General features: G+C 67.2%; 20 protein-coding genes and 1 pseudogene. 8 read left to right on the top strand and 13 right to left on the bottom strand.

The window, feature by feature from the left end; genetic code table 11:
• Positions 1 to 34 precede the first annotated feature (34 nt).
• Positions 35 to 3,454: an exodeoxyribonuclease V subunit gamma gene (recC, locus tag IBX18_RS36515; protein WP_194838016.1), complete on the bottom strand. Its 3,420-nt coding sequence runs from the start codon at positions 3,452 to 3,454 to the stop codon at positions 35 to 37.
• Positions 3,455 to 4,128: 674 nt separating this feature from the next.
• Between recC and IBX18_RS36510 the strand changes: the two genes are divergently transcribed.
• Positions 4,129 to 4,974: a tat pathway signal sequence gene (locus IBX18_RS36510; protein ID WP_194838015.1), complete on the top strand. Its 846-nt coding sequence runs from the start codon at positions 4,129 to 4,131 to the stop codon at positions 4,972 to 4,974.
• Positions 4,975 to 4,999: 25 nt separating this feature from the next.
• On the opposite strand, the gene IBX18_RS36505 is transcribed toward IBX18_RS36510, so the two are convergent.
• Positions 5,000 to 6,511, bottom strand: coding sequence for a cytochrome P450 (locus tag IBX18_RS36505; RefSeq protein ID WP_194838014.1), 1,512 nt, complete (start codon positions 6,509 to 6,511; stop codon positions 5,000 to 5,002).
• A gap of 230 nt (positions 6,512 to 6,741) precedes the next feature.
• On the opposite strand from IBX18_RS36505, the gene IBX18_RS36500 reads away from it, so the two are divergent.
• Together IBX18_RS36500 and IBX18_RS36495 are read left to right on the top strand one after the other, a co-directional pair.
• Positions 6,742 to 8,181 (top strand): NAD(P)/FAD-dependent oxidoreductase, encoded by a 1,440-nt coding sequence (locus tag IBX18_RS36500; protein ID WP_194838013.1) that lies wholly within the window; start codon positions 6,742 to 6,744, stop codon positions 8,179 to 8,181.
• Between the two features lie 330 nt (positions 8,182 to 8,511).
• The gene (locus tag IBX18_RS36495) at positions 8,512 to 9,231 is read left to right on the top strand and encodes a hypothetical protein (RefSeq protein ID WP_194838012.1); all 720 of its coding nucleotides are present in this window, start codon (positions 8,512 to 8,514) and stop codon (positions 9,229 to 9,231) included.
• A 341-nt stretch (positions 9,232 to 9,572) separates the two neighbouring features.
• Here IBX18_RS36495 and IBX18_RS36490 read toward each other — a convergent pair whose 3' ends face one another.
• From IBX18_RS36490 to IBX18_RS36480, 3 genes are read right to left on the bottom strand one after another with little or no spacing between them, the layout of a single operon-like run.
• Positions 9,573 to 10,226: an urease accessory protein UreD gene (locus IBX18_RS36490; protein ID WP_194838011.1), complete on the bottom strand. Its 654-nt coding sequence runs from the start codon at positions 10,224 to 10,226 to the stop codon at positions 9,573 to 9,575.
• Positions 10,216 to 10,932 carry an urease accessory protein UreG gene (ureG, locus tag IBX18_RS36485; RefSeq protein ID WP_194838010.1) on the bottom strand — a complete coding sequence of 239 codons (717 nt, stop codon included), beginning with the start codon at positions 10,930 to 10,932 and terminating at the stop codon, positions 10,216 to 10,218. Before ureG ends, IBX18_RS36490 begins: the two co-directional genes overlap by 11 nt.
• A 25-nt stretch (positions 10,933 to 10,957) precedes the next feature.
• Positions 10,958 to 11,608, bottom strand: coding sequence for an urease accessory protein UreF (locus IBX18_RS36480; protein WP_194838009.1), 651 nt, complete (start codon positions 11,606 to 11,608; stop codon positions 10,958 to 10,960).
• A 181-nt stretch (positions 11,609 to 11,789) separates the two neighbouring features.
• On the opposite strand from IBX18_RS36480, the gene IBX18_RS36475 reads away from it, so the two are divergent.
• The 3 genes from IBX18_RS36475 to IBX18_RS36465 are packed head-to-tail and all read left to right on the top strand — an operon-like array spanning position 11,790 to position 13,572.
• Entirely contained in the window at positions 11,790 to 12,128 is a 339-nt protein-coding gene (locus tag IBX18_RS36475) for a hypothetical protein (protein ID WP_194838008.1), read from the top strand.
• The gene (locus IBX18_RS36470) at positions 12,125 to 13,216 is read left to right on the top strand and encodes a polymorphic toxin type 44 domain-containing protein (RefSeq protein WP_194838007.1); all 1,092 of its coding nucleotides are present in this window, start codon (positions 12,125 to 12,127) and stop codon (positions 13,214 to 13,216) included. The genes IBX18_RS36475 and IBX18_RS36470 overlap by 4 nt, the downstream gene beginning before the upstream one ends.
• Positions 13,216 to 13,572 carry a hypothetical protein gene (locus tag IBX18_RS36465; RefSeq protein WP_194838006.1) on the top strand — a complete coding sequence of 119 codons (357 nt, stop codon included), beginning with the start codon at positions 13,216 to 13,218 and terminating at the stop codon, positions 13,570 to 13,572. Before IBX18_RS36470 ends, IBX18_RS36465 begins: the two co-directional genes overlap by 1 nt.
• 42 nt (positions 13,573 to 13,614) lie before the next feature.
• Here IBX18_RS36465 and IBX18_RS36460 read toward each other — a convergent pair whose 3' ends face one another.
• The 7 genes and pseudogenes from IBX18_RS36460 to IBX18_RS36435 all read right to left on the bottom strand — a co-directional run bounded on the left by IBX18_RS36460 (position 13,615) and on the right by IBX18_RS36435 (position 19,483).
• The gene (locus IBX18_RS36460) at positions 13,615 to 13,917 is read right to left on the bottom strand and encodes a hypothetical protein (protein WP_194838005.1); all 303 of its coding nucleotides are present in this window, start codon (positions 13,915 to 13,917) and stop codon (positions 13,615 to 13,617) included.
• Positions 13,918 to 13,944: 27 nt separating this feature from the next.
• Positions 13,945 to 14,673, bottom strand: a complete 729-nt coding sequence (locus IBX18_RS43285; RefSeq protein WP_306796562.1) for an EndoU domain-containing protein — start codon at positions 14,671 to 14,673, stop codon at positions 13,945 to 13,947.
• 312 nt (positions 14,674 to 14,985) lie between these two features.
• Positions 14,986 to 15,375: pseudogene (locus IBX18_RS43535) on the bottom strand (SHOCT domain-containing protein); the annotation flags it as partial.
• 137 nt (positions 15,376 to 15,512) lie between these two features.
• A complete protein-coding gene (locus IBX18_RS36450) occupies positions 15,513 to 15,797 on the bottom strand; it encodes a hypothetical protein (RefSeq protein ID WP_194838003.1) in 285 nt (94 codons plus the stop codon).
• Positions 15,798 to 15,986: 189 nt separating this feature from the next.
• The gene (locus IBX18_RS36445) at positions 15,987 to 16,541 is read right to left on the bottom strand and encodes an MspA family porin (protein ID WP_194838002.1); all 555 of its coding nucleotides are present in this window, start codon (positions 16,539 to 16,541) and stop codon (positions 15,987 to 15,989) included.
• Positions 16,542 to 17,044: 503 nt separating this feature from the next.
• The gene (locus IBX18_RS36440; protein ID WP_306796561.1) at positions 17,045 to 17,938 is read right to left on the bottom strand and encodes an SDR family NAD(P)-dependent oxidoreductase; all 894 of its coding nucleotides are present in this window, start codon (positions 17,936 to 17,938) and stop codon (positions 17,045 to 17,047) included.
• A gap of 42 nt (positions 17,939 to 17,980) precedes the next feature.
• Positions 17,981 to 19,483 carry an MFS transporter gene (locus tag IBX18_RS36435; protein WP_194838001.1) on the bottom strand — a complete coding sequence of 501 codons (1,503 nt, stop codon included), beginning with the start codon at positions 19,481 to 19,483 and terminating at the stop codon, positions 17,981 to 17,983.
• A gap of 91 nt (positions 19,484 to 19,574) precedes the next feature.
• On the opposite strand from IBX18_RS36435, the gene IBX18_RS36430 reads away from it, so the two are divergent.
• Both IBX18_RS36430 and IBX18_RS36425 read left to right on the top strand, forming a co-directional pair.
• Positions 19,575 to 20,255 (top strand): TetR/AcrR family transcriptional regulator, encoded by a 681-nt coding sequence (locus IBX18_RS36430; protein ID WP_147142343.1) that lies wholly within the window; start codon positions 19,575 to 19,577, stop codon positions 20,253 to 20,255.
• A 52-nt stretch (positions 20,256 to 20,307) separates the two neighbouring features.
• Positions 20,308 to 21,303, top strand: a complete 996-nt coding sequence (locus IBX18_RS36425) for a zinc-binding dehydrogenase (protein ID WP_194838000.1) — start codon at positions 20,308 to 20,310, stop codon at positions 21,301 to 21,303.
• Between the two features lie 90 nt (positions 21,304 to 21,393).
• Here the strand turns inward: IBX18_RS36425 and IBX18_RS36420 are convergent, their stop codons facing one another.
• The gene (locus IBX18_RS36420) at positions 21,394 to 22,071 is read right to left on the bottom strand and encodes an O-methyltransferase (protein WP_194837999.1); all 678 of its coding nucleotides are present in this window, start codon (positions 22,069 to 22,071) and stop codon (positions 21,394 to 21,396) included.
• Between the last annotated feature and the right edge of the window lie 512 nt (positions 22,072 to 22,583).

The raw sequence follows: 22,583 nt of genomic DNA, 5'->3' as shown, positions 1-22,583 counted from the left end.
ACACGCGTGATGAACACCGCCATACTGCCGTGGTTCACGGTTGCCCCTGGCTCTCGGCGCTCAGCAACGGCACCCACATGCGGCGGGCGAGCGCACCGAAGCGGGTGGTCTCCCCCGGTTCGCCGGGTGGCGCGGGAATCTCCATCAGGTGTTCGAGGCGCGGCGCCGGACCCCAGACGTAGCGCAGGTGGCGGTCGGTGTGGTCGCCGAAGGGTCCGGGTCCGTTCGGGCCGCCGTTGAATTCGCGTTCGGCGGCGACGATGGCTTCGTCGGTGTTGGCGCCGCGGAACCGGCGTTCGGCGTAGGCGGCGGTGGAGCCGGGGGCGATCGGCAGCGGCTCGGTCAGCCCGGCATCGCGCAGCGCGACGAGTTCGCGCAGGATGCTCCGGGCCGCTGGCATATCCGGCGCGGTGATCTCCGAACGCCATGCGGGGCGGCCGAATTGACCACGGCCGGTGGTGACGGCGCGCCAGGAGCGATCCTCGGTGACGGCGAGGGCGAGCAGCGACACCCAGGCGGCGATCCGGTGTTTCGGGGCGAGCCGGGAGAAGGTGGTGCGGACCAGGGTCTCGCCGCGCACCTCCGGCACGGTGCCGGTGAGCCTGCGACCGTTGCCGAGATCCACCGCGACGTCGACGGCGCGCGGGGCACCCTCGTAATCGCCCTGCGAGGCACGTACCAGTTTGTCCACCGTGTGCTCGACCTCGTCGAGGACCGCGGCACCGAAACCGAAGGGCGGCAACGTGCCACGCCGCCACTCGGCGGCCCGGAGTCCGGCCGGATCTGCGCCGGTGAGGCGGGCGCCCAAGAGTCGTTCGCCCAGTTCCCATTTCGCCAGGCCGTCGAGTTCGATGGGCAGCCGGTCGGCGATGTCCTCCTCGTGTTCGGGGACGCGCAGGCCGAGCCGCTGCCACAGGAAGGCGCGGATCGGGTGCTCGACGAACGAGATCAGGTCGGCCAGGGCCACATCCGTGAGTTCCGGCGCGGGCAGCGGCTCGGGCAGGAACGCCGGGCGCGGCTGCGCTGGCTCCCCGGCGGACAGAGCGCCGGCGAGCGCGACGGTGTCGAAACTGAACGGGGCATCGGACCGGAAGTTGCGACGGTCGAAGGCCTGCAACGGATGTCGGGTCACCACCGCGTCCATGCCCGCCGCACCGACGTGCGCCCGCAGCACGTCGAGCAGCTCGGCCACCGGGATGGCCGGCGGGCGGTGGGCGCCGGTGACCGGGTCGGCGCCGGTGTGGAAGACCAGCAGCTTGTCCTGGGCCGCGAGCATCGCGTCGAGCAGCAGCTGCCGATCCTCGCTGCGCGGATCACGTTCGCCCAGTAGCGGATTGCGGGCGAGCACGTCATCGCCGTCCACGCCGCTGGTGCGCGGGAACACGTCGTCGTCCAGGCCCAGCAGCACCACCACGCGATGCGGCACCGAACGCATCGGCACCATGGTGCAGACGGTCAGCTCACCGGTGCGGAAGTTGGCGCGGGTCGGCGCGGCCGCCAGCCGGGAGTGCAGCAGCACCGCGACGTCGGCCAGCCGCAGCGGCACATCGCCCGCATGCTCGGTGGCGGCGGCCAGCTCCTGGCGCGCCTCGGTGCGCACCCATGCCTGCGAATCCGGTACGTCCGTCAGCAGATCCAGCGCCCGGCCGAGCACCGTAGCCCAGTCGTGGGCCGGGCGCGGTCCGCGCAGATCGCGCAGACAGACCGCGAGCCGGTCGATGAATTCGGCGAACCGGCCGGCCAGATCGACGTCGTTGCTGTCCACGTCGTCCAGCGGCAACGCGAGATCCAGCCAGCCGGCGGAGCTTGCGGAGCCGCCATCCAATCCAGCCTCGGAGGTTTCACCCGCGGTGACACCGAGCAGGATGCGATCCACCGCCGCGTTCAACGTGTTCTGCGCGAAGTCGGCGAGCCCGAACGCCTTTCGCTGCCGCTGCCCGATCCCCCAGCGCGCGCCCGACTCGGCGGCCCACTCGCGCAACCGCTCGATATCGTCGTCGTCGAAACCGCAACGCCGCCGGACCGTTTCGGCCGCCGCCAGATCGAGCACCTGCGTCACGGTGACCCGGCCGTCGGCCAGCTCCAGCAGCACGCCGATCACCGCGAGCAACGGATTCGTGATGCCGCGACCCCGATCGGCGAGCCGGACCCGCAGGCGGTGCGCCGGGTGCGCCGAATCCGGCGCCTGCTCGGTCGATCCCGGCAGCCGCTGCCCGAACGCCGCGCGCACCAGCGGCGCGTACGCCTCTACCTCAGGACACATGACCAGCACGTCCCTGGGCTCCAAGGTCTCGTCCGCGGCGAACAAACCGAGCAGGCATTCCCGCAGCACCTCGACCTGGCGTGCGGGTCCGTGGCAGGCGTGCACCTGCACCGTGCCATCACCGGCACGCACGGCGGAGGGCGGCCAGCGATCGTCGCGGATACCCGCCTGCAACGCGCCGAGCAGCGTCAGCCCAGATGTATCCCCTTCCGGCGCAAGCTCATCCGACGCGATCGGATAGTAGGTGTCGGAGGTAGCGGTCAAGCGCTGCTGGAGTTCCCGCACGTCACGCGCGAGCCCGGCCAACAGCGGGTGACCGACGACACTGCCGCTGAGATCGGCGGCACGCGAACCAGCGGCCGGACTCCCGACCAGCTCGGTCCACATCACCGGACTCGGGTGCGGCAGCCACAGATGGATCTCCCGGCTCGCCGCCAACGCCGACAGCACGGCGAGTTGATCGGTGGACATCCTGGTCGCGCCGAACAACGAAAACCGCGCCGGAATTGGAACAAGTTCAGGCTCCGCGCGCAGCCGCGCGCACGCACCCTCGAGACGCTCGGCCGGACTCGGCGCACCCACCTCCGCGCGCAGCCGTCGCCACAGCTCCGGCTGCCACAGCAGATCGTCGGGCACCGGATTGCCCGCGCCGTCGGTATCGGACCCGGCGGCCCATTCGGTGATGAGCCGCGGTCGCTGCGCGGCGTAGCTGTCGAACAGCGCGGCCAGGTGCGCGGCGGTGGCGTAGCGGCGGCCGATGCGGTGGTCGCGCCCCGACGGGTCCCGCGCACCGAGATGCCGGGCGAGCACCGCGCACCACGGCTCGCCGAGGGAGGCGTCGATCACCCGCAGCAGCGTCCACACGACGCGCTCACCGGCCCACGGATCATCCTCCGGCCGCACCCCGCTCGCCGCCGCCAGCGCGGTGGCGACCAGGCCGGACGGCGAAGGAAACTGGATGTTAGCGGCGACACCGTCGGTCGAGGCAGCGTCGAACGACGGGGCGAACGCCGCCGCGCCGGACACGCCGAGCACCCCGGACAACCGCTGCGTCAACCACCGCTCCACGCCCTTCGCGGGCACCGCGACCACCTCCGCCGCGAACGGGTCGGGCAGCGGCGTGGCCAGCAGTTCGGCCAGCCCGTCCGCCAGAACATCGGCGCGCTCGGCACGGTGGATGTGCAGCGGCATCTGCGCCCTCTCGGTAGGTGGAGTATCGGACGGCGCTCGGTGGACGGGCTGCGCGGTGCGCGGCTGCCGGATTGCTCGGTTGTGGCGAGGCGCCTCGGGCTTCGTGCACGTTTATACGCCCAGCCGCTCCGACTCCACTGTGCCACCCCGAAGCAGGTCCGAACGGACTCGTTTCTGTTACCTGTGTGACTGGAGTGAAATGAGCCACATAAGAACACATTCCTACGCCGTGTCCGCTCGGATCCGCGCGCCCGATGTGCAACAGTGCTGAACCGGGGAGGACGAGAGAGCTGCACCGAAAGGCTGGTTCGCGTTCATGATTGCGATGGTGATTCCCCTGGTTCCGCGAGGCGGGTTCACAGTCCGCCGCGTAGGAGATCGCTGGGAGCTCGTCAACTCGCGAGGCTACGGCCGTACCGTCGTCCTACATTCGTGGCCGCGTGATCAGCACACCGAGGCGTTCGAGCACTGCTACCGCCTCAACGGGCGCACGGTAGAGGAATTACAGGCCGCGTTCCGCTGAATGGTTCGTGGTGGCCGAAACCCGCTGGGACGCAAGTACACAACCTTTAGCACACGCCGAATTCGAGCTCAAGACGTGCATCGAGCTCGCGGATGTGCGATCGTGATCCCTCGTGCGTCAACCCTCGCCCGCCACCCGAACCGTTCCCCGCGTGGCCGCATCCGCCTGTGTCCTCGCCGCTGCGGCGATCCTCATCCCCAGCGCGCCGCACGTGCTGCCGAGCGCGGCCGCCGCGCCACTCGCGCACACCAGCGCGTGCCTGGCCGGTTTCGACTGCGATATGAGCAGCCGGATCGCCGCGGTCGATAAGTATCTGACCGGCCGCCCCGGTGTCACCGGTTACGTTGTGCGCGACCGGGTCTCCGGCGGCGTCTACGCGAATGCCAACGCGGAGAACGCGGTCTGGACCGCCTCCACGATCAAACTGGCGATCGCGGAGGATTTGCTGAACCGCGCCAGGGTCGGTGCGATCAACCTGACGCCGGAAGATCGCATGACCATGGAGTCGATGCTCGCCACGTCCAACGACGGCGCGGCCGACCGACTGTGGAACAAGTACGCCGGCCTGGACCGGATGGCGTTCAACAACGCCTTCCGCAACAACGGCATGAACACCCTGGTTCCCCAGCCGACGAACACCGCGCTGTTCCCGGACTGGTCGTTCCAGAAGTGCACCGCCGCCGACCTGGACCGGCTGATGGACCACATCCTCAACGTCATGCACCCCGACGACCGCAACTACCTGCTGGACCGGATGCGCTCGGTGGACAGCAACCAGCACTGGGGCGTGTGGGGCGCGGGCGCGAACATGCGGCCGGGCCTGAAGAACGGCTGGTCCGCCGAACAGGGTGGCTGGGTGGTGAATTCGGTCGGCTTCGCCGGCCCGAACGAGCGCTACACGCTGGCCATCATGACCTCACTCGGTGACCAGGGCGGCTACACCGAGGGCGCCGACACCGACACCAAGGTGGCCGAGATGCTGCTCGCGGGGCGCTGAACGAGCCCCGCACGCACCATCGGGTTCACGCGGAGCGTCGACGCAACACCATCGGCGCTCCGTCCCTCGGGGCCGGAATCGCGTTGAACCCCCACGGCATTCGATAATGCTCGGGTATCTGCCACGCGTACGCACGCACCAGCGCGGCGATGACCGTCTTCACCTCGAACGTGCCGAAATGCATGCCGATGCACTTGTGCGCGCCCGCGCCGAACGGCAGCCAGGCCAGCCGATGCGACTTGTCCTCGCGGCGGGCCTCGCCGAAGCGCTCCGGGTCGAACAGCTCCGGCCGGGTCCACAGTTCGGGCAGCAGGTGATTGACCTGATAGGCCAGGTCGATCGCGGTGCCCCCCGGAATGTAGTGACCCGCGATCTCGGTGTCGCGCACCGCACGACGCGACAAACCGGGCACCGGCGGCATCAGCCGCAGACTCTCCTTCAGCACCAGATCCAGGTCGCGCAGACCCTCCAGCTGGTCGATAGCCGGTGCCGCACCACCGATTTCGGCGTCGAGGGCCAGCACCTCGGCGCGCACCCGCTCCTGCCACTCCGGGTGTTTGCCCAGGTAGTAGGCGACCGCCGTGGCCGTTGTCGTGGTGGTGTCGTGCGCGGCCATGATCAGAAAGATCATGTGGTTCACCACATCCGCGTCCCCGAACACGCCGCCGTCCTCGCTGCGCGCGTGACACAGTCCGGAGAAGAAGTCCGGTGACTCCGAGCGCCGCTTCTCCGGCAGCATCGCGGTGAAGTACTCCTCCAGCACCTTGCGGCCGCGCAGCCCGGACCGCCACTTGCCGCCCGGCACCGGATGCCGGACGATCGCCAGACCCGCGTGCGTGCAGTCGATGAACGCGTCGATGAGCTGACGCCGCTGTGGGCCGACATCGACACCCATGAACGTCTCCCCCGCGATGTCGAGGGTGAGTTCCTTGATGGTCGGATACAGCTGCACCGTCCGTTCGGCGTTGCCGCCCTGCGGAACCCAGCGGTCGATGCTCGCGCGGACCACCGGAGTGAGCGCCGCGAGATGGGCTTCCAGACGCTCCCTGGTGAACGCCTGCTGCATGATCCTGCGGTGGAATTTGTGTTCCTCGAATTCGAGGAGCAGCAGGCCGCGCCGGAAGAAGGGGCCGATGAAGTAGTCCCAGCCCTGGCCGAAATCGCGGCGCCGCCGGCCGAGCACCTCGTCGAGCGCCTCCGGCCCGGCGACCAGCACCCGGTCGATGCCGAGCGAGGTGTTCACCGTGACCGGTCCGTATTTGCGATAGCGGCCGACCATCTCGGCCGGACCCCAGCGCATGTACTGGAGCACTCGACCCAGGTACGGCAGCCCGGCGTCGCCGTGCACCGCGGTCGTCTCGCTGCCCTGCGGCGGTGTCGCGAGGATTCGGCGCCGTTCCGGTAGCCGGTGCAATGCTCGATCGAGCAGATGATCGCGCGGTATGTCGATCAGCGCGGTGTTCTCCGATGCTGCGTTGCCGTCGGATCGCCCGCGCAGGCTGGGCTTTCGGCCGACAGCACGGTCCCCGGCGACCATGGCAAACCTCCCTGAAAGAGACATTTATCGTATTCGCTTTTGCGCATTCGTTCGGGTGGTTCGCCGCAACCGAGCACGGCGATGGTGGTGCGGCGCGCGCGAGGCAGCGCAGCGCAACACACCCGGAACAGGGATGTCGGCGCGACCCTCGAGACAGACCCGACTACGGTTGGGACCTGACCGCAACCGTTCGCGGGGGTCACACCCCAGGTCTGTCGAGGAGCAGGACGATGAACACTCAGTCTGTCGAGAACCGTCGTCACCAGGTGGTGGTGATCGGCTCCGGCTTCGGCGGCTTGTTCGGCACCAAACACCTCAAGCGGGCCGACGTCGACGTCACGTTGATCTCCAAAACCACCTCGCACCTGTTCCAGCCGCTGCTCTACCAGGTGGCCACCGGCATCCTCTCGGTCGGCGAGATCGCGCCCGCCACCCGGCTGGTGCTGCGCAAACAGAAGAACGCGCAGGTGCTGCTCGGCGATGTCACCGACATCGACCTCGAAGCCAAGACGGTCACCTCGCGGCTGCTCAACTCCAACACCGTCACCCCGTTCGACAGCCTGATCGTGGCCACCGGCGCGCAGCAGTCGTACTTCGGCAACAACCAGTTCGCCACCTACGCGCCCGGCATGAAGACCATCGACGACGCGCTCGAGCTACGCGGCCGCATCCTCGGCTCCTTCGAGGGTGCGGAGCTGGCCACCAGCCAGGAGATGCGGGACCGGTTGCTCACCTTCGTGGTGGTCGGCGCCGGACCCACCGGTGTCGAATTGGCCGGGCAGATCGCCGAACTCGCCGACCGCACGCTCGAAGGAACCTTCCACAACATCGATCCGCGCGATGCCCGCGTCGTACTGCTCGAGGGGGCAGGCGCGGTGCTCGGCCCGATGGGACCCAAGCTCGGCAACAAGGCCAAGCGGCGGCTGGAGAAGATGGGCGTCGAGATCCAGCTCAACGCCATGGTCACCGATATCGACGCACTGGGCGTCACGGTGAAGGACGCCGACGGCACCATCCGTCGCATCGAATCTTCCTGCAAGGTGTGGTCGGCCGGTGTGCAGGCCAGCCCGCTGGGCAAGATGCTCGCCGAACGCTCCGACGGCACCGAGGTGGACCGCGCCGGACGCGTCGTGGTCGAGCCGGACCTGACCATCAAGGGGCATCCGAACGTCTTCGTGGTCGGCGACCTGATGTCGGTGCCCGGCGTGCCCGGCCAGGCGCAGGGTGCGATCCAGGGCGCCACCTACGCGGCCAAGGCCATCAAGGCCGGGCTCAATGGTCAAGCGCCGCAAGACCGTAAGCCGTTCAAGTACTTCAACAAGGGCAGCATGGCGACGGTGTCGCGGTTCAACGCCGTGTGCCAGGTCGGCAAGCTGGAGTTCAGCGGGTTCATCGCCTGGCTGGCCTGGCTGGCGCTGCACCTGTACTACCTGATCGGTTACCGCAGCCGGATCATCACCGTCATCCAGTGGTTCGTCACCTTCCTCGGCCGCAGCCGCGGGCAGATGGCCGCCACCGAGCAGTGGGTGTTCGCCCGGCTCGCGCTCGAACAGGTCAACTCCGACGAGGAAGAGGCCGACGAGCTCGCGGCCGCGCTCGGGGCGCCACCCGCGGACAACCGCAAGCTCGCGGAGAAAGCCAAGGCCGCCATCGACGGCCGGGTGAGCTGAGCCGCACCGCCTGATTTCACCGGAGGCGATCTTCGGTCTGTCCGACAGACCGAAGATCGCCTCCGGTCTGTTTCGGGCGGTGCCCGTCCGGCTGTCCCACGTGCCGTGTCCGGACCCCCCACTCCGAAGCGCATCCGCAACCCACAAGTAGCTATTTGTCGGCAATGGCAGTGCCGACGAATCGGCCGAAAATGAACCCATCCAGGTGCCCAGCAGATCCGAATGTCGGACGTCGAAAGTGACATCTCTTCTGACCTGACGAAAGGCGATCTACCTATGGGCACAGGCAAGCACAGAGCCCCCAACCCGCAGCGGCAAAAGGTGGGCTCGATGGTCGCGGCAGGTGCGGTACCGCTGGTCCTCGCACTGGTCGGCACCGGCACCGCCAATGCCGAGCCTGCACAACCCAATGTGACGGCACAGCCGGATCAGCCCGCGCAGTGGCCTGCGGCCGAACCGCCGAACGCCATGCCGTACGAGGGCCTGGACATCCCGGACAACACCAAGAGCTCGCTGCAGTGGTCGCGGCCGCTGCCGGACAAGAAGTACCTGGCACCGGTCGGGGTGCTGCACGCACCGGTCCCGGTGGCGCCGGTGCCGCCGATCGCGCCGCCGCCCGGCAAGTTCCGCTTCGGCGACGTCCAGGTCGACGCGCCGGACTGGATCGACCAGGAACAGGCCATCCAGATCAACGACAACGCGGCCATCGCCGAGGCCAACCTGGCCACCTTCCTCGACTCGGTCGGCATGGAACGCAGCAGGTCCGACCGGATCGCCGGGCAGACCGTCGGCACGGCCGCCATGGGCGCGCTGGCCGGTGCGGCCTCGGGTGCCCCGTTCGCGGCGGCCTCCGGGCTGGTCGGCGGTGCGGTGGGCCTGGTCGTCGGGCTGCCGTTCGTGCCGGTCGGCGTGGTGGCGGGCCCGATGCTCGGCGCGACCTTCGGCGCCGCCGTGATCACCATCCCGGCGGCGGCGATCGGTGCGGCGGCCGGTGCGGCCGTCGGCGCGGTCAACGCGTTCAACGCCCCCTCGCGGGTCGTCGGCGACTGACCACTGCGTGCCACGGTTAGCGAATAAGGGTGGGAACCCGACGACACTGTCGAGTTCCCACCCTTTCTCTTTGTCCCGTTGTGGGCGGAGTACGCGCCGCGGTGACCCTCGCCACCCGGACGTGTTTCTGATTCGGCGCGTCGCTTTCGGCGAGTCTTCCGGGGTACAAGATCAGCGCAACATGACAGCAATCGACGGGAGGAGATGCGGTGGAGACCGGCGACTGGATGGTCGTTTTGCTGGGCGGCGTGCCTTTGTTCGGCGTCGTCGGTCTTGCGGCCGCGTTCCTGCTCCGGCGGTGGCGACGATCTCGAGCGGAGCGCTCTTCGGGGCCGCCTCGATCAACGGGCGGCGAGGAGTGAGCTCGTCCGAGTGAGCAGCGTGCCGCCCGCTGCCAGTGGGAGGCGGGTCTCGGTCAAACCCGGTGCCTCCGCCGGTCGGTCGTCCGGGTAGCGCAGTTCGCTCTCCAGCGCGCGCGGCGCGGCGAGCTGGTCATCGGCGGCTGTGCCCGCACCCAATTCCAGACGGTGTCGCAGCAGCGGGGTATCACCGAGGTCGGCGATCAGGTCGCCGCGCCAACTGCCGGTGTCTTCGCCGGAACGTCCGATCTGCACCCGTTCGCGCAGGCGCAGCCGGGCGTCCGGCGCCAGCAGGACCGAGCTGATCGTGTGGTGTTGCGCGCCACCCGCCACGATCGTCGGCTCCGGATCGAAGTCGAGGTCTCCCCCGCTGTCGACCTGGAAGTGCCAGTGCGCCACCGAGAACGGTGTCGCCGCGCTCGGCAGCGCGATGGTGGCGGCGACCGAGCGCACCGCGAGTCGCGCGCCGGGACCGACCACGATCGTGATGTCGAGCTCGTCGCCGCCGAGCGGAGTGGCCGCGGTGCCGATCAGGTGCACGGTGTGCGGGCCGGTGCGGCGGGCCGACAGCCCGCCGCTCGCGTGGATCTCCGGCCGCGCCGCGGTGGTCGCGACTATCCGTACTTCAGTGCGCAACAGCGGATTCGGCGCCGGCGCGGTCCTGCTCCGCGATGACGCGCAGTTGCTCGCGCACCCAGCCGAGCACCGCGGTGGCGGCCGGGTCGTCGGTGAGCGAGATCAGCGCGGTCGGGCGGCCTTCGCGCACCTTCGCGGCGTCGCGCTCCATCACGCCGAGATCCGCGCCGACCAGCGGGGCGAGGTCGGTCTTGTTGACCACAAGCAGATCCGAGAACGTCACGCCGGGACCGCCTTTGCGCGGCACCTTGTCGCCGCCGGCCACGTCGACCACGAAGATCTGCACGTCGATCAGGCCGGAGGAGAAGGTGGCGGTGAGGTTGTCACCACCGGATTCGACCAGGATCAGATCCAGCGGCGGGTTCGCCGCGATCAGGTCGTCAATGGCGTCCAGGTTGGCGGTGATGTCGTCGCGGATGGCGGTGTGCGGGCAGCCGCCGGTCTGCACCGCGGTGATCCGCTCGTCCGGCAGCACGGCGTGCCGACGGAGGAAGTCGGCGTCCTCCGTGGTGTAGATGTCGTTGGTCAGCACGGCGAGCGAGAGTTCCTCGCGCAGCTGCCTGCACAGCGCGGCCACCAGTGCGGTCTTGCCGGAGCCGACCGGTCCGCCGATGCCGATGCGCAGCGCCTCACCGGGGGTGCGCTGGCGTTTCGGCCGGTCGTGGGTGTGGTCGTGCGGTTCACCGTCGATCAGGTGCGGTGGCATGGGGCGATCTCCTTCTTCCGGGGACTCAGCTGGCGAACAGGGGCATGTCGCGGTGCAGGTGGCGTTGGGCGAGTACGTCTTGCAACGGGTCCGACAGGCAAGCGAGGCCGTCGGCCGCTTCGGCCGCGGTGCGGTCGCACAGGTCGGCGAGGCGGACGGTGCAGCCTGCGATGGCGGCGGGGTCGAGTGCGAGCAGCCGTTGGGCGGCGGTGGCGGCACCGGTGAGGGTTGTGTAGACGACAACGCCCGCGGTCTCCTGCGGGGTCACGCTACAGGCGGCGCCGACCAGGCCGAAGACGGTCGACAGATGTGGGCGTGGACCGAGTACGGACCAATCCTCCTGCGGCCACAGCTGTTTGGCCAAGCGCAACAAGCCGCGACCCTGCGCACGGGAGGCCGTCCGTGCGGCGGGCGACGGAGTACGCGCGTCTGCTTCGGCCTCGGCCCGCTGCGGTTCCAGCGCGCCCGCGCACACCGCGGCCGCGAGCGAGGCCGCGACCAAGCCCGAGGTGCTGATCCGGCGGCGCAGATACAGCTCGACCGTCGCGACATCGCGCACCAGGCCGGACGCTATCGCCTCCTCGACACCACCAGAGTGCACATGCCCGCCGATCGGCAATCGCGAATCCGCCAGCGCGAACAACGTCGCCAGACTCGTCGGACCGATTTCACCCACCGGGGGATCCTATGCCCGGCGTGTCGCTGGGCGTGTCCCGGGCTGGCCGGTCCGGTTCTGTACCACCAGAGGTATTGGGGGCTGGCTGAATCTTCCGGCCGGCTGGCTTGTCCATTATTCTGCAAGGTCAGGCCGCGACGATATACATCGCGCGTACCGGTGTCGAAATGGGGAATCGTCGATGACGATAAAAGTCGATCTGGAAAAACTGGGGACGGCGTCGAAAACTCTGCACAAATTGAGCGGTGAGGCAGCCGATTTGGATGCGCTGCAGGCTGTCCCGATCCAAGTCCTCCTACCGTTCGGCGGGAACTCGACCCTGGAATCGGTCGTCGCGTCGAGCCTGATGGCGCTCGACGTGCAAACCAGTTTGGTACCCGCGGTATCGCGTCGGCTGAGCGAGATCGGGGACCTCATGCACGCGGTCACCGTGCAGTTCCAGAAGGCCGAGGAGGCCAGCACGGTCACCTTGGCCGCCACCTTCACCAAGTCCTCCGGTGATTGGCAGAAACCGAAATGACGCCGACCAGACGCCAACTGGAAAAGTATGATGCCCAGCCCATCTGGGATATCGCGCAGGCGTTCAAACGCATCGGCCCGCAGATCGAGAACCTCTTCGAACGTTACGTCGGCAGCGTCACCGCGCCCGACTGGCAGGGTGTCGCGGCTGAAGCGGCGCTGGACCGCGCAGGCAAGGACCGGAAGACGGCGTACGCGATGGCCGATACCCTGACGGCCTCGGCGGATCGGCTCGAGCAGGGCTATTGGGACGTCAGCACCCCGTTGAACTCCGCGCGCGGATACATCACCTCCGCCGAGGCGGCAGGCTTTCCCGTCGGGTCGACCCTCGCTGTCTCCTACCCGCAAGGGAGTAATCCGACGCCGGCGTTGGAATCGACCCGAGCCGAATGGGAACGCCAAATCGTCACCGCCGCCAATAGCGTGGAAACCGAAGACAAGCGGCTGCAACAGGATCTGACGAAACTCAGCGCGGCGATGAAGACCGAGTTCGACGCGATCGGCGGCAGCCAGACGACACTCGACGAAAAACGCTTCTCCGACGCGGAACGTTTCATCTTCGACGAGATGAAACGGAACATCAATTCCGACACCGTCAAGATGATCCAGGGGCTGCTGCGCCAGCCGAAGTGGTACGAGTTCGGCCGCAACTACGGCAACGACATCATGACGGCCCTGACGATGTGGGGCGTGAAGGTCGCGCCGGGGCAGGCGTGGGACCACAAACCACAGCTGCAGAGCAAATTCGATCTGAAGACGTCGAACGACTTCTATTTCAAGCAGCCCGGCACCGACCGGAAGGTCTACTACGATATCTATTCGAACATCCACTACGGATACGTCGGCCGCGCCGCGGGAATCGACTCCGAGACCCTGATCAAGGGTGCCTCGCTCGGCGAGTCCGTGCTGGTCGGCAAGAACGACGAGGCAGACCAGATCACCATGCGCGCCGGGATCGACCTCTACAACAAATACGGACCCAACATGACGCCGGAACAGTTCCACCAAGGTGTGACCGAGGCGATCGACAAGATGGAGGCCGCCGAGAACGACGGCAGGGATCTCACCCAGTTCAGGCACGAGAACTGATGCGCAACCCCGGCCCCGCCGTCTGCGTAATCGCCAGTGCGGGTGCCGCTTTCGGCACGGTGATACTGCTCGGGCGCATGTGGAGTGCCTGCGACGTCGGCGGTGCCGGCAATGCGATGGTCCTGCTGCTGCTCTACCTGCCCGCCACCTTTGTCGTCTCGGTCGCGGTGACGGGGGTTGTGTATGCGGTCACGCAAAGGGTGAGTCATCGGACGTCGCTCGCCTGCCTCGCCGCCGTCGTCGCCGCAGTGCTGATCGTGTGGGCCACGCTGTGGTTGTTCCACGGCGGCGACTACCCGACACCGATCTGCGAGGACAACATCCCGCCGTGGTGGCCGGACTGGATCCCGCTGTAATCGCGCGCGATAGCTCAGTTCAGCGGCGAAAGGCTCGTTCGCTCACCCGATCACCGTGATTTCATCGAGTATCGCTCGACGTCCGGCTAGGTAGTCGAGCCCGTCGACATGGCTGGCGACCGCCTCCGTCAACGCGCGCAGTTCGGTAACTTCTTGTTGCCTCACGGCCACCCCTCCCTGCTGCAGGGCTGCCAGTAAGTTGTCGGCGCATTCTTCGAATTCCCCACCGAAGTTCATGGATTCGCATGCCTCTCTGACGTCGGCGGGTATGCGTTCCCCGAGACCAGCCAGTAAGGCGTCCATCCTGGCTTTCCATTCCACGGCTTTCCATTCCGGCGCGAGCATCAATCACTCCTAACGTAGATTTCCGTTTTAGGAAATCGTCTGCGGGATTCCTTCTCCGTCATACTTGCACACGCCGGGGCCACTGACGGGCCATGCTGTTCGGATAGTGCCGTCGGAGTTGACGATGGCGACGATTTTCACTCCATCTCGCGTGCCTTCCACTTTGTACCGCCCATTCGGCTGCGGCTTATCAGGAATGCTGTCCGGCGATTTCGCCACACTCGTTGCCTCCTGGGCGATTCGCGCTTCATTCCAACCCTTCGGGAACACTGTTTTTCCGGGTTCCCCGCCGGTTTCCTTGAACCCGTGCCCGCCACCAGTAGCATCGCCGTTGACCACGTGATTGATGCGGTCGGGGGTAATCTTTATTTTATCGCCTGGTGGATACTGACGCGGAATCATCTCCGCGTTCATCTCAGAGTACGCTGCTCCTTTGTTGTAGACGAATTCGACGCGATGCTTGACCTTGACATCGTCCCCAGGTTTTACGTCGGGGATCTCATAAGTGTAATTGTCACCTCTTTTCGTCCTTTTGATTTTTCGCGCTTCCCCGTTAACCGTCACCGTCAGGTCATCGTCCCAATATGTGCCTTTGCGAATCCCCGTGTTATTGGTGACTGTTATTTTTCCGGTCTGCGAGCCGGGCGAATCAGGTTTCCACACCGCCGTGGCGGTCTGCGGCAGGAGCGCACCTTGACCCGGTTCGGTTTTTGTAATCGTCTGGTTTGGGTCGAGATAGTCTATTTTGCTGGCCACCGGAGTGACTGGAACGCCGGAGCGGCCCAGCCTTGCTCCGGGCGGAGAGGTAAGCGGAGCGCTCGTAGTCCTAACGCCCTTCTCACTGCTGACCGGATGCTTCAACCCAGTGAATTGAACAGAGCTGGAACGACTCCGTGGTGCCGCGGCCACGAAGGAAGCCGCCCCCAGCAGTGCCAGTAGGGGGGTCCGACGGTCTAGACCGCTGCCGGTCGTTTCTTGATCGACTTCTGGGCCGCCGGGTGGAGGTGACTGCGGACCGTGTACCGGCGGGGACGCGGGAGCCGGGATCTCCGGATGCAGGATGCGTTGTTTGAGGTCGGCGAATTCGGCGTCGGTCAGAACGCCTTGGTCATGGAGCTGGGCGGCGCGTTCGAGCTGGGAAACAACGTCCTCACCCGACGCTGCCGGAGGAGCTGGTGGTATCCCACCGGGTTGGTCCGGGACTCCCGGCGCAGCTGGTGCCGCCGGTGGTGCTGGTGGCAGGTTGCCGGGCAAGACGGGTTCGGGTGCGCCGGGGACCGGAATGATGGGGGTGCCGTTGTAGGGGCCGGGTGCGGGTGGGATGTAGGCGCCACCGTTGGGCCCACCGCCGGGACCAGCAGGATCCGGCAACGTGGGCACCACCGGTGTGGGTACTGGTGCGGTGCTCGGCACTCCGGGTTGAGGCTGCGGGGGCGGCGGGGGCGGACACGACACCATCGGAGACGGGATGCAGATCGGCTGCGCCGCGACAGGATTGGCCCAGAACACCGCAGCACCGCCACCGAGAAATACGACCAGCATCACGTAACCGGTAAGCCGTCTCCCCACGGTTGGCTGTATCGCGGTGAAGGTGGTCACCGGCCCGATCCGGGTGCGCTGCGGATCCGCTCGACCAACTTGTCAGCGCCTTGCCAGAACAGCCGTCCCGCGATCGACATGACCACGAAATAGCCCAAATACACCCAGATCACACCGTACTGATCGGCCCAACCGGGTATCCGATTCAACACCGCGAACGCCGCGATCAACACAGCCAGCCCGACCACCAGAGCGACGACCGGACGAACCAGCCCCGCCTCGGGATTCGCTGCCGATGCCCCCTCGGCGTTGCCTGCCGCGGTGGATGCTCCTGGAGTCACTGCCCATGCTCCCTTCGCCTGCTCTGACAGCCTTGGTCGAACTGGGGAATGCGCGGAGAACTGTTCACACGACAACATCATCGAGATCAGTACCGTCGGGATGCTACTCCGCTGACTCACGGCCTTGACCAGCAACGATTGCTGGCGATGGCAACGATCCGATCACTACGGGGACGGCGGCGCGGCCGGTCAGAACGATTGGGGTTCACCGTAGACGGTGACCGAGTCGTCACGGGTGGCGGTGGAAACAGTGAACGAGGCGATCGTGCGCATCGCCACCTGCCCGATACAGGCATCCACATGCAACGCCACCCCCTTCAACGCCAAGTCCCCTGTCGCGGCGGCGATCGGCTTGGCGGCCAGGGTGACGGTGGTGATCGAGCCCGGCCGCAGCGTCACCTGGACATTGCCACCCAATCCCGCATTGGCGCCACCGTTGAGACCGGCAGTGCCCGAAGGCGACTGCGACAGTGTGCCGTTACCGGAGGCTCCGAGGTTCGCGCCCAGGTTGGCGTTCAACCCCAGCGTCAGCCCGGGCGAGACATCGGTATTGCAGCCGATCATCACCCCCGCCGCGATCACCCCCGCCCGCACCGCAGTAGCACCCTGCCCACCGATCGACGCGCTGGCAGTAACCGACAAGAACGCCTCACGGGAGAATGCCGCAGCGTTCAACGGCGGCACCGGATCCAGCGTCTCCTCGGTCTTAGCTATCGAAATCTCCCAACCCTCCGGGGATTGCATCGTCTGAGCCTTATCAATACCCGGGCCCGCGAACCCGACCCCAGAGGCGGACACACCGAACAGCAACGCTGCGGACACCGGGCCCCCCACTGAGAGGAACGATCGGGCCCTGCTTCTAGACACGAGCATGCAGGTCAAACCTCCACAATCGGTGGACTCCACTGTCATGAGCAAAGCTCGGCGAACATTAGCTGCTCGCGAAGGCTGTATAAGTCGTTCCGGATCGAGACACACCGGACCTCTGCGATCGAGGCCGGTCCATAACTCGGACAACGCTCTCGCCCATAGGCTTTCGATCAATCGACCGCCCAGTACAGTGCGCAACTCGACTGGTTGTGCGCACCAAGGATGTATTCGTAACCGCACTCGCTCCGGATCGATGCCACCTCGCGTACCAGAGGTCGGGAGGCCAGGTGCGCGCGCTCTGCGCCAGCCGTTGTACGGCCGCCGCTGACGCTAAGACTTGGTAGCCGCGAATCGTGCGGAGTTCGCTTGGGTCTGGACTAGGTCCGGCTCGAACTTCCGGGCAGAAGGGACCGTCCGCGTTCGAAGAAGCGTTGAACCTGGTTGCGGGTGAGGTTGGTCCAGGCTTGGACCGGGGCCGACCACCATGGCGCGATCTCGCGGGGCCGGGTGGTGACGGCGTGGCAGACCAGATCCGAGGCCTCGTCGACGGTGAGGCCGGGGACGCGGCTGAAGTCGGTGGGGGCGCTCATTCTGGTGTGCACCAGCGGCATGTAGATGGAGGTGGTGGTGACGCCGTCGCCGGAGACTTCCGCGGCGACGCTGCGCAGCCACACGTCGAAGGCCGACTTCGACGCACCGTAGGCCGCCCACTGCGGGGCGGGCGGCATGAGCACACCCCAGGTGGAGATGTTGACGATGTGGCCCTGCTTGCGTTCGCGCATGTCCGGCAGCAGGGTGAGCAGCAGGCGCACCGGGCCCAGGTAGTTGATGTCGATGGTGCGGGTGAAATCGTGGAAGCGGTCGTAGGAATCGCTGATGGAGCGGCGAATCGACTTGCCGGCGTTGTTGATCACCACATCGATGTGACCGTGTTCGTCCAGGAACCGACGAGCCAACCGCTCCACCGCGTCCATGTCGGTGAGATCAGCGGGATAGACGTGCGCGGTACCGCCGTCGGACTCGATCTCGGCGGCGACCTGTCGCAGATCGTCGGCGGACCGGGCGACCAGCAGCACGATCGCGCCCGCCGCACCGAGCTTGCGCGCACTCGCCTTGCCGATGCCGTGCGACGCGCCGGTGACCAGCACAACTTTGCCGTCGACGGCCTCACGCAGCGTCTTCGCCCGCGGACGAGAAGTCGGATACAGCAGTCGCGTCGCCACTCGCTCGGCGATCGGCCGCCCGTTGCTCTGCGCCGGAGTCTCGTTCACGCTTCCGACTCTATTAGCAGCACGCCAATTTGGGTGGCGATACTAGTGCGCCGCTCCCGCGTTGGAACGGACGCGCGCGGGTGAGGCGAATCGCGCGATCATCGCCATCGCGATGAGCAGCGTGGCGCCGACCGCAGTCGCGATATGCATTCCGGAGACGAAGGATTCGCGGGCGGACTCGATCAGCGCGGCGTTGTCGCCGGACTCGTGGATGGTCTCGCCGAGGGTGGCCGCGAAGTCACCGCCGGAGCGGAAGATCAGTGCGGCAAGCGATCCCAGCAGGGCGAGGCCGAGCGCGTTGCCGAGCTCAAAGCTGGTCTCCGAGATGCCGACGGCCGAGCCGGCCCGTTCCGCGGGGACCGAGGACACCGCCACGTCCGACACCAGTGTGAAGGCGAGGCCGTAACCGATGCCGGCGATGGTGGATCCGGCCAGGTACCACCCGAGACCACCGTGCACGCCGACGCCGAGCAGCATAAGGTTGCCGACGGCCGAGGCGATCAGCGCGAACACGAAGGTGTTGCGGGTGCCGAAGCGATGACCGACTCGGGCACCGCTCATCGAGAAGATGAAGACCGCGACCGCCATCGGAATCCCGAGCAGCGCCGCGGCGAGCGGGTCGCGTCCGGTGACCGACTGGAGGTAGATGCTGGTGAGGTAGCTCATCGCGGCCAGCGACATCATGCCGACGAGACTGGACCCGATGGCCACCGAGAACCCGGCCCTGGAGAACAGCCGCAGGTCGAGCAGCGGTTCGTCGAGCGTGCGCTGCCTGCGCACGAACGCGGTCAGCATCAGCACGCCGAGCAGCGAGATGATGACCGACTCCGCGTCGATCCCGTTGGCTGCCGCATGCTTGACTCCGTACACCAGCGGCAGAATGCCGCCGATGGACAGCGCGACGCTCGGCAGATCGAGTGGTCCGAGCACACCCGCGCGGTGCTCGGGCAGTACGAACGGACCGAAGGCAAGCAGGATCAGCAGCACCGGGATGTTGATGAGAAAGACCGAGCCCCACCAGAATTGGTGCAGCAGCACGCCGCCGATGATCGGGCCGACGGCCGAGCCGCCCGCGAAGAACGCGGTCCATACGCCGATGGCGGCGGCCCGTTCGCGCGCGTTCGGGAACAGCGTGGAGATCAGCGCGAGGCTGGACGGCAGCAGGGTCGCGCCGCCGACACCCATCAGCGCCCGCGCCACGATGAGCACCGCGGCGCTCGGCGCGAAGGCGGCAACGACCGAGGCGATGCCGAAGATGGTGGCGCCGACGAGCAGGATGTTGCGCCGCCCGATCCGGTCACCGAGGTTGCCCATGGTGATCAGCAGGCCCGCGATCAGGAAGCCGTAGATGTCCAGGATCCACAGCTGCTGGGCGGCCGACGGGTCGAGGTCGACGGTGAGGGTCGGCATCGCCAGGAACAGCACCGAGATGTCCATCGACACCAGCAGCACCGGCAGCAGCAACACCGCGAGCCCGAACCATGCGCGGCGCGAGCCGACAGTGGGCGCCGCCTCCGCGGACCGCACCGCCTCAACGTCTGTCATCCTAGGTATTCCTCTCCATCTCGCGTACGCCGTACGCACAACTGGAGTACAGTGTACGCAAGCTCCCCCGGAAGTGAAAGTGAGTCATGGGATGACTGAGCTCAAGCTCAACCGAGCCGCCATCATCGACACCGCGATAACGCTTGCCGACGAAGAGGGCCTCGACGCGTTGTCCATGCGTCGGATCGCCGACAAGATGGGCGTCGGCGCCATGTCCCTGTACCGGCACGTCGCGAACAAGGACGAACTGCTCGAGGCGATGACCGACGAGGTGGCGCGGCGCAATCCCTACCCCTCCGCCGAGGGCCAGCAGTGGACCTGGCGCGACCGGGTCCGCATCGCCGCCGAGATCGATTGGGCGCTCTACCAGCAACATCCGTGGGTCCTCCTCACCTTCGCCACGCCGCGCTACAGCTTCGGCCCGCAAAGCCTGGCCTGCCTGGCGTGGATGGTCGAGGGATTTTCCGAGCTGAATGTGTCGACGCGGGAAGCCACGACCATGGCGTTCAGCGTGTGGAATCACATCTCCGGCGCGACCCTGCCGCACATCAGCGCTGCGCTGATGGCGCGCAAGGGGATGAACCCGGAGGGTGACAATGGATTGCGCACGATGCTGAAAGGAAAATCACAATTTCCGGTGCCGCCCGCGCTCGCCGACCTGGAGGGCAGCGGGATCAACGACCTTTCGCAAGAAGATCTGCTCTACGCCGGTCTCGCCGCGCTCTGCGACGGCTTCGAGGCCAAGGCACGCAGGCGGGCCGACTTGACCTGAACCTAGCTTCATGTTGCACGGTGGTCGGTGACCATCACGAACAGGAGCCACCGTGCACGCGATCCGTCTTCACGCCTTCGGCCCGGCCGACAATCTGCGCTACGAAACCCTGCCCGATCTGAACCCGGGGCCGGGCCAGGTGCGAATCACCGTGGCAGCGGCCGGAGTTCATCTCATCGACACCGCGTTGCGCAAGGGGTTGTCCGGGCCTTACCCCGTGCCGGAGCTGCCGACGGTGCCCGGGCGTGAGGTCGCCGGGACAATCGATGCGGTCGGCGCCGAGGTCGACGCGGGCTGGATCGGTAAGCAGGTGGTCGCGCACCTGGGCATGGTGCCCGGCGGGTATGCGTCGTCAGCGGTGACGGAAGTGGCTCGGCTGCACGAGATTCCGGCGAATCTCGACCCTGCGGAGGCGGTCGCGATGATCGGTACCGGCCGCACCACCATTGGCATTCTGCAATTCACCGAACTCGGTCCGGACAGCGTTGCCATCGTGACGGCGGCGGCGGGTGGCATCGGCACGCTGCTGGTGCAGTACGCGAAGAATGCCGGGGCGACCGTTATCGGTCTTGCGGGTGGTCCCGCGAAAGTTGCACTGGTGCAACGCAATGGAGCGGACCTTGCGGTCGACTACCTGCGCGCCGACTGGCCCGATCAGATCCGTGGCTACCTCGGGGACCGTTCGGCGACAGTGCTGTTCGACTCGGTAGGCGGCGAGACGGCCCGCGCTGCCCTCGATCTACTGGGCAAAGGTGGGCAGCATCTGGTCTTCGGTGCGTCCGGTCAAGATCCGAAAGATGCTGGGACACCGCCACTCTCCGCAGATGAGCTCGCTGCGCGCGGTATCACGTCCGAGTTCGTGATCGGCCCGCCCATGCTCCAGCGCGCGGGCGGTGACCTTCGCACCCTCGAGGACCGTGCGATCGCCGAGGCGGCCGCCGGGCGGCTACGTCCCGCGGTCCACCGATTCCCGCTCGCCGACGCTGCCGCGGCGCATCACGCATTGGAGAACCGTGGTACGACCGGCAAGGTCGTGCTGATCCCGTGACGGCTACGGACTGAATGTGGTTGGCGCGCAGGGAGTTCGATCGCGGACGCCCCGGGGTGATCAGCTGCGTCCGCGATCGCGCAGGTGTGCTCAGTCCGTCGGCTCGCCGTTCACCACTGCGTAGGCGAAGCCGTCCCAGCCTTTGCTGCCGACGGTCTGCACGACCGTCGCGTCCAGTGCCGGTTCGGCGGCGAGCAGCTCGACGGTGGCGCGGCTGGCGCGGATGGCCTGGTCCTCGGAGGTGGCGTCGACGAGGCCACCGTGGCGGACGACATTGTCGACGATGATCACCGAGCCCGGGCGGGTCAGGCGCAGGGCCCACTGGACGTAGTTGGGGTTGTTGACCTTGTCGGCGTCGATGAACACCAGATCGAAGGGCTCGGGGGTCTCCTCGGCCAGCACCGGCAGGCTGTCCAGGGCCGCGCCGACGCGGATGTCGACCCGCTCGCCCACCCCGGCGTCGTCGAGGTTCTTGCGCGCGACCTCGGCGTGCTTCGGCTCGAACTCGAGCGTGACCACCTGGCCCTTCTCGCCGACCGCGCGAGCAAGCCAGATCGTGCTGTACCCGCCGAGGGTGCCGATCTCCAGCACCCGCCGCGCTCGCGCCGTCCGCGCGAGCAGATACAGGAACTTCCCTTGCGGCGCAGACACATCGATCGCAGGCAACTCCGCCGCGGCATTCGCCGTCAGCGCCGCCGCCGTCGCCGCGTCCTGCACCAGAGTGTCCACGATGTAACCATCGACATCGGCCCATTCGGTTGTCGTCATACCTCGCAGTCTGCCACCGCACTCCCTCCCCCGCCCACCACAGCAAGCCCGCACTCTCTCTGGGGATCCGCACCCTTTAGGGGCACCCCTAGTGGGTGCGGATCCCAAGAGAGAGTGCGGCTGTTGCCCGAAGCGACGCCCTTGCCCGTCACCCCCACCCGTTTGGCAGCCGCACACCTTTTTCCTAATCCGCACACCCGGTATACGGGGTGTGCGGATTAGGAAAAGGGTGTGCACCGACAAAGGTGTCCGCCTTTTGCGTCCCCGGCGCACCCGTCCTGCTCCGGCTGCTCACGGCCTGCCCCACCCACCCGCACCCAATCCCCCATTTCGACTGCGTCCTTCCCCGAAAGATCCCGAAAACAGCACCACAGCCAGTCCCCACGCCGGAACCCACACCCTGCCCATCCCAAGCCGCGGAAGAGAAAGCCGGGAACCCCACCCGACGCGCCCAGCACTATCCGGGCATCCCATCGACTGCCATCAACCCTCAGGTCAGCTCACCCGGAAGG

The organism is Nocardia sp. XZ_19_369, assembly GCF_015355715.1.
Lineage (GTDB): Bacteria > Actinomycetota > Actinomycetes > Mycobacteriales > Mycobacteriaceae > Nocardia.
This window is presented reverse-complemented; position numbering and strand designations above follow the sequence as displayed.

What these genes read in the sequence shown, in the direction of transcription:
- IBX18_RS36500 (WP_194838013.1), top strand. Translation starts at nt 6,742, where the DNA reads ATGAACACTCAGTCTGTCGAGAACCGTCGTCACCAGGTGGTGGTGATC.
- recC (WP_194838016.1), bottom strand. Translation starts at nt 3,454, where the DNA reads ATGCCGCTGCACATCCACCGTGCCGAGCGCGCCGATGTTCTGGCGGAC.
- IBX18_RS36495 (WP_194838012.1), top strand. Translation starts at nt 8,512, where the DNA reads ATGGTCGCGGCAGGTGCGGTACCGCTGGTCCTCGCACTGGTCGGCACC.
- IBX18_RS36445 (WP_194838002.1), bottom strand. Translation starts at nt 16,541, where the DNA reads ATGCAATCCCCGGAGGGTTGGGAGATTTCGATAGCTAAGACCGAGGAG.
- IBX18_RS36430 (WP_147142343.1), top strand. Translation starts at nt 19,575, where the DNA reads ATGACTGAGCTCAAGCTCAACCGAGCCGCCATCATCGACACCGCGATA.
- IBX18_RS36470 (WP_194838007.1), top strand. Translation starts at nt 12,125, where the DNA reads ATGACGCCGACCAGACGCCAACTGGAAAAGTATGATGCCCAGCCCATC.
- IBX18_RS36460 (WP_194838005.1), bottom strand. Translation starts at nt 13,917, where the DNA reads ATGCTCGCGCCGGAATGGAAAGCCGTGGAATGGAAAGCCAGGATGGAC.
- IBX18_RS36420 (WP_194837999.1), bottom strand. Translation starts at nt 22,071, where the DNA reads ATGACGACAACCGAATGGGCCGATGTCGATGGTTACATCGTGGACACT.
- IBX18_RS36475 (WP_194838008.1), top strand. Translation starts at nt 11,790, where the DNA reads ATGACGATAAAAGTCGATCTGGAAAAACTGGGGACGGCGTCGAAAACT.
- IBX18_RS36435 (WP_194838001.1), bottom strand. Translation starts at nt 19,483, where the DNA reads ATGACAGACGTTGAGGCGGTGCGGTCCGCGGAGGCGGCGCCCACTGTC.
- IBX18_RS36505 (WP_194838014.1), bottom strand. Translation starts at nt 6,511, where the DNA reads ATGGTCGCCGGGGACCGTGCTGTCGGCCGAAAGCCCAGCCTGCGCGGG.
- IBX18_RS36465 (WP_194838006.1), top strand. Translation starts at nt 13,216, where the DNA reads ATGCGCAACCCCGGCCCCGCCGTCTGCGTAATCGCCAGTGCGGGTGCC.
- ureG (WP_194838010.1), bottom strand. Translation starts at nt 10,932, where the DNA reads ATGCCACCGCACCTGATCGACGGTGAACCGCACGACCACACCCACGAC.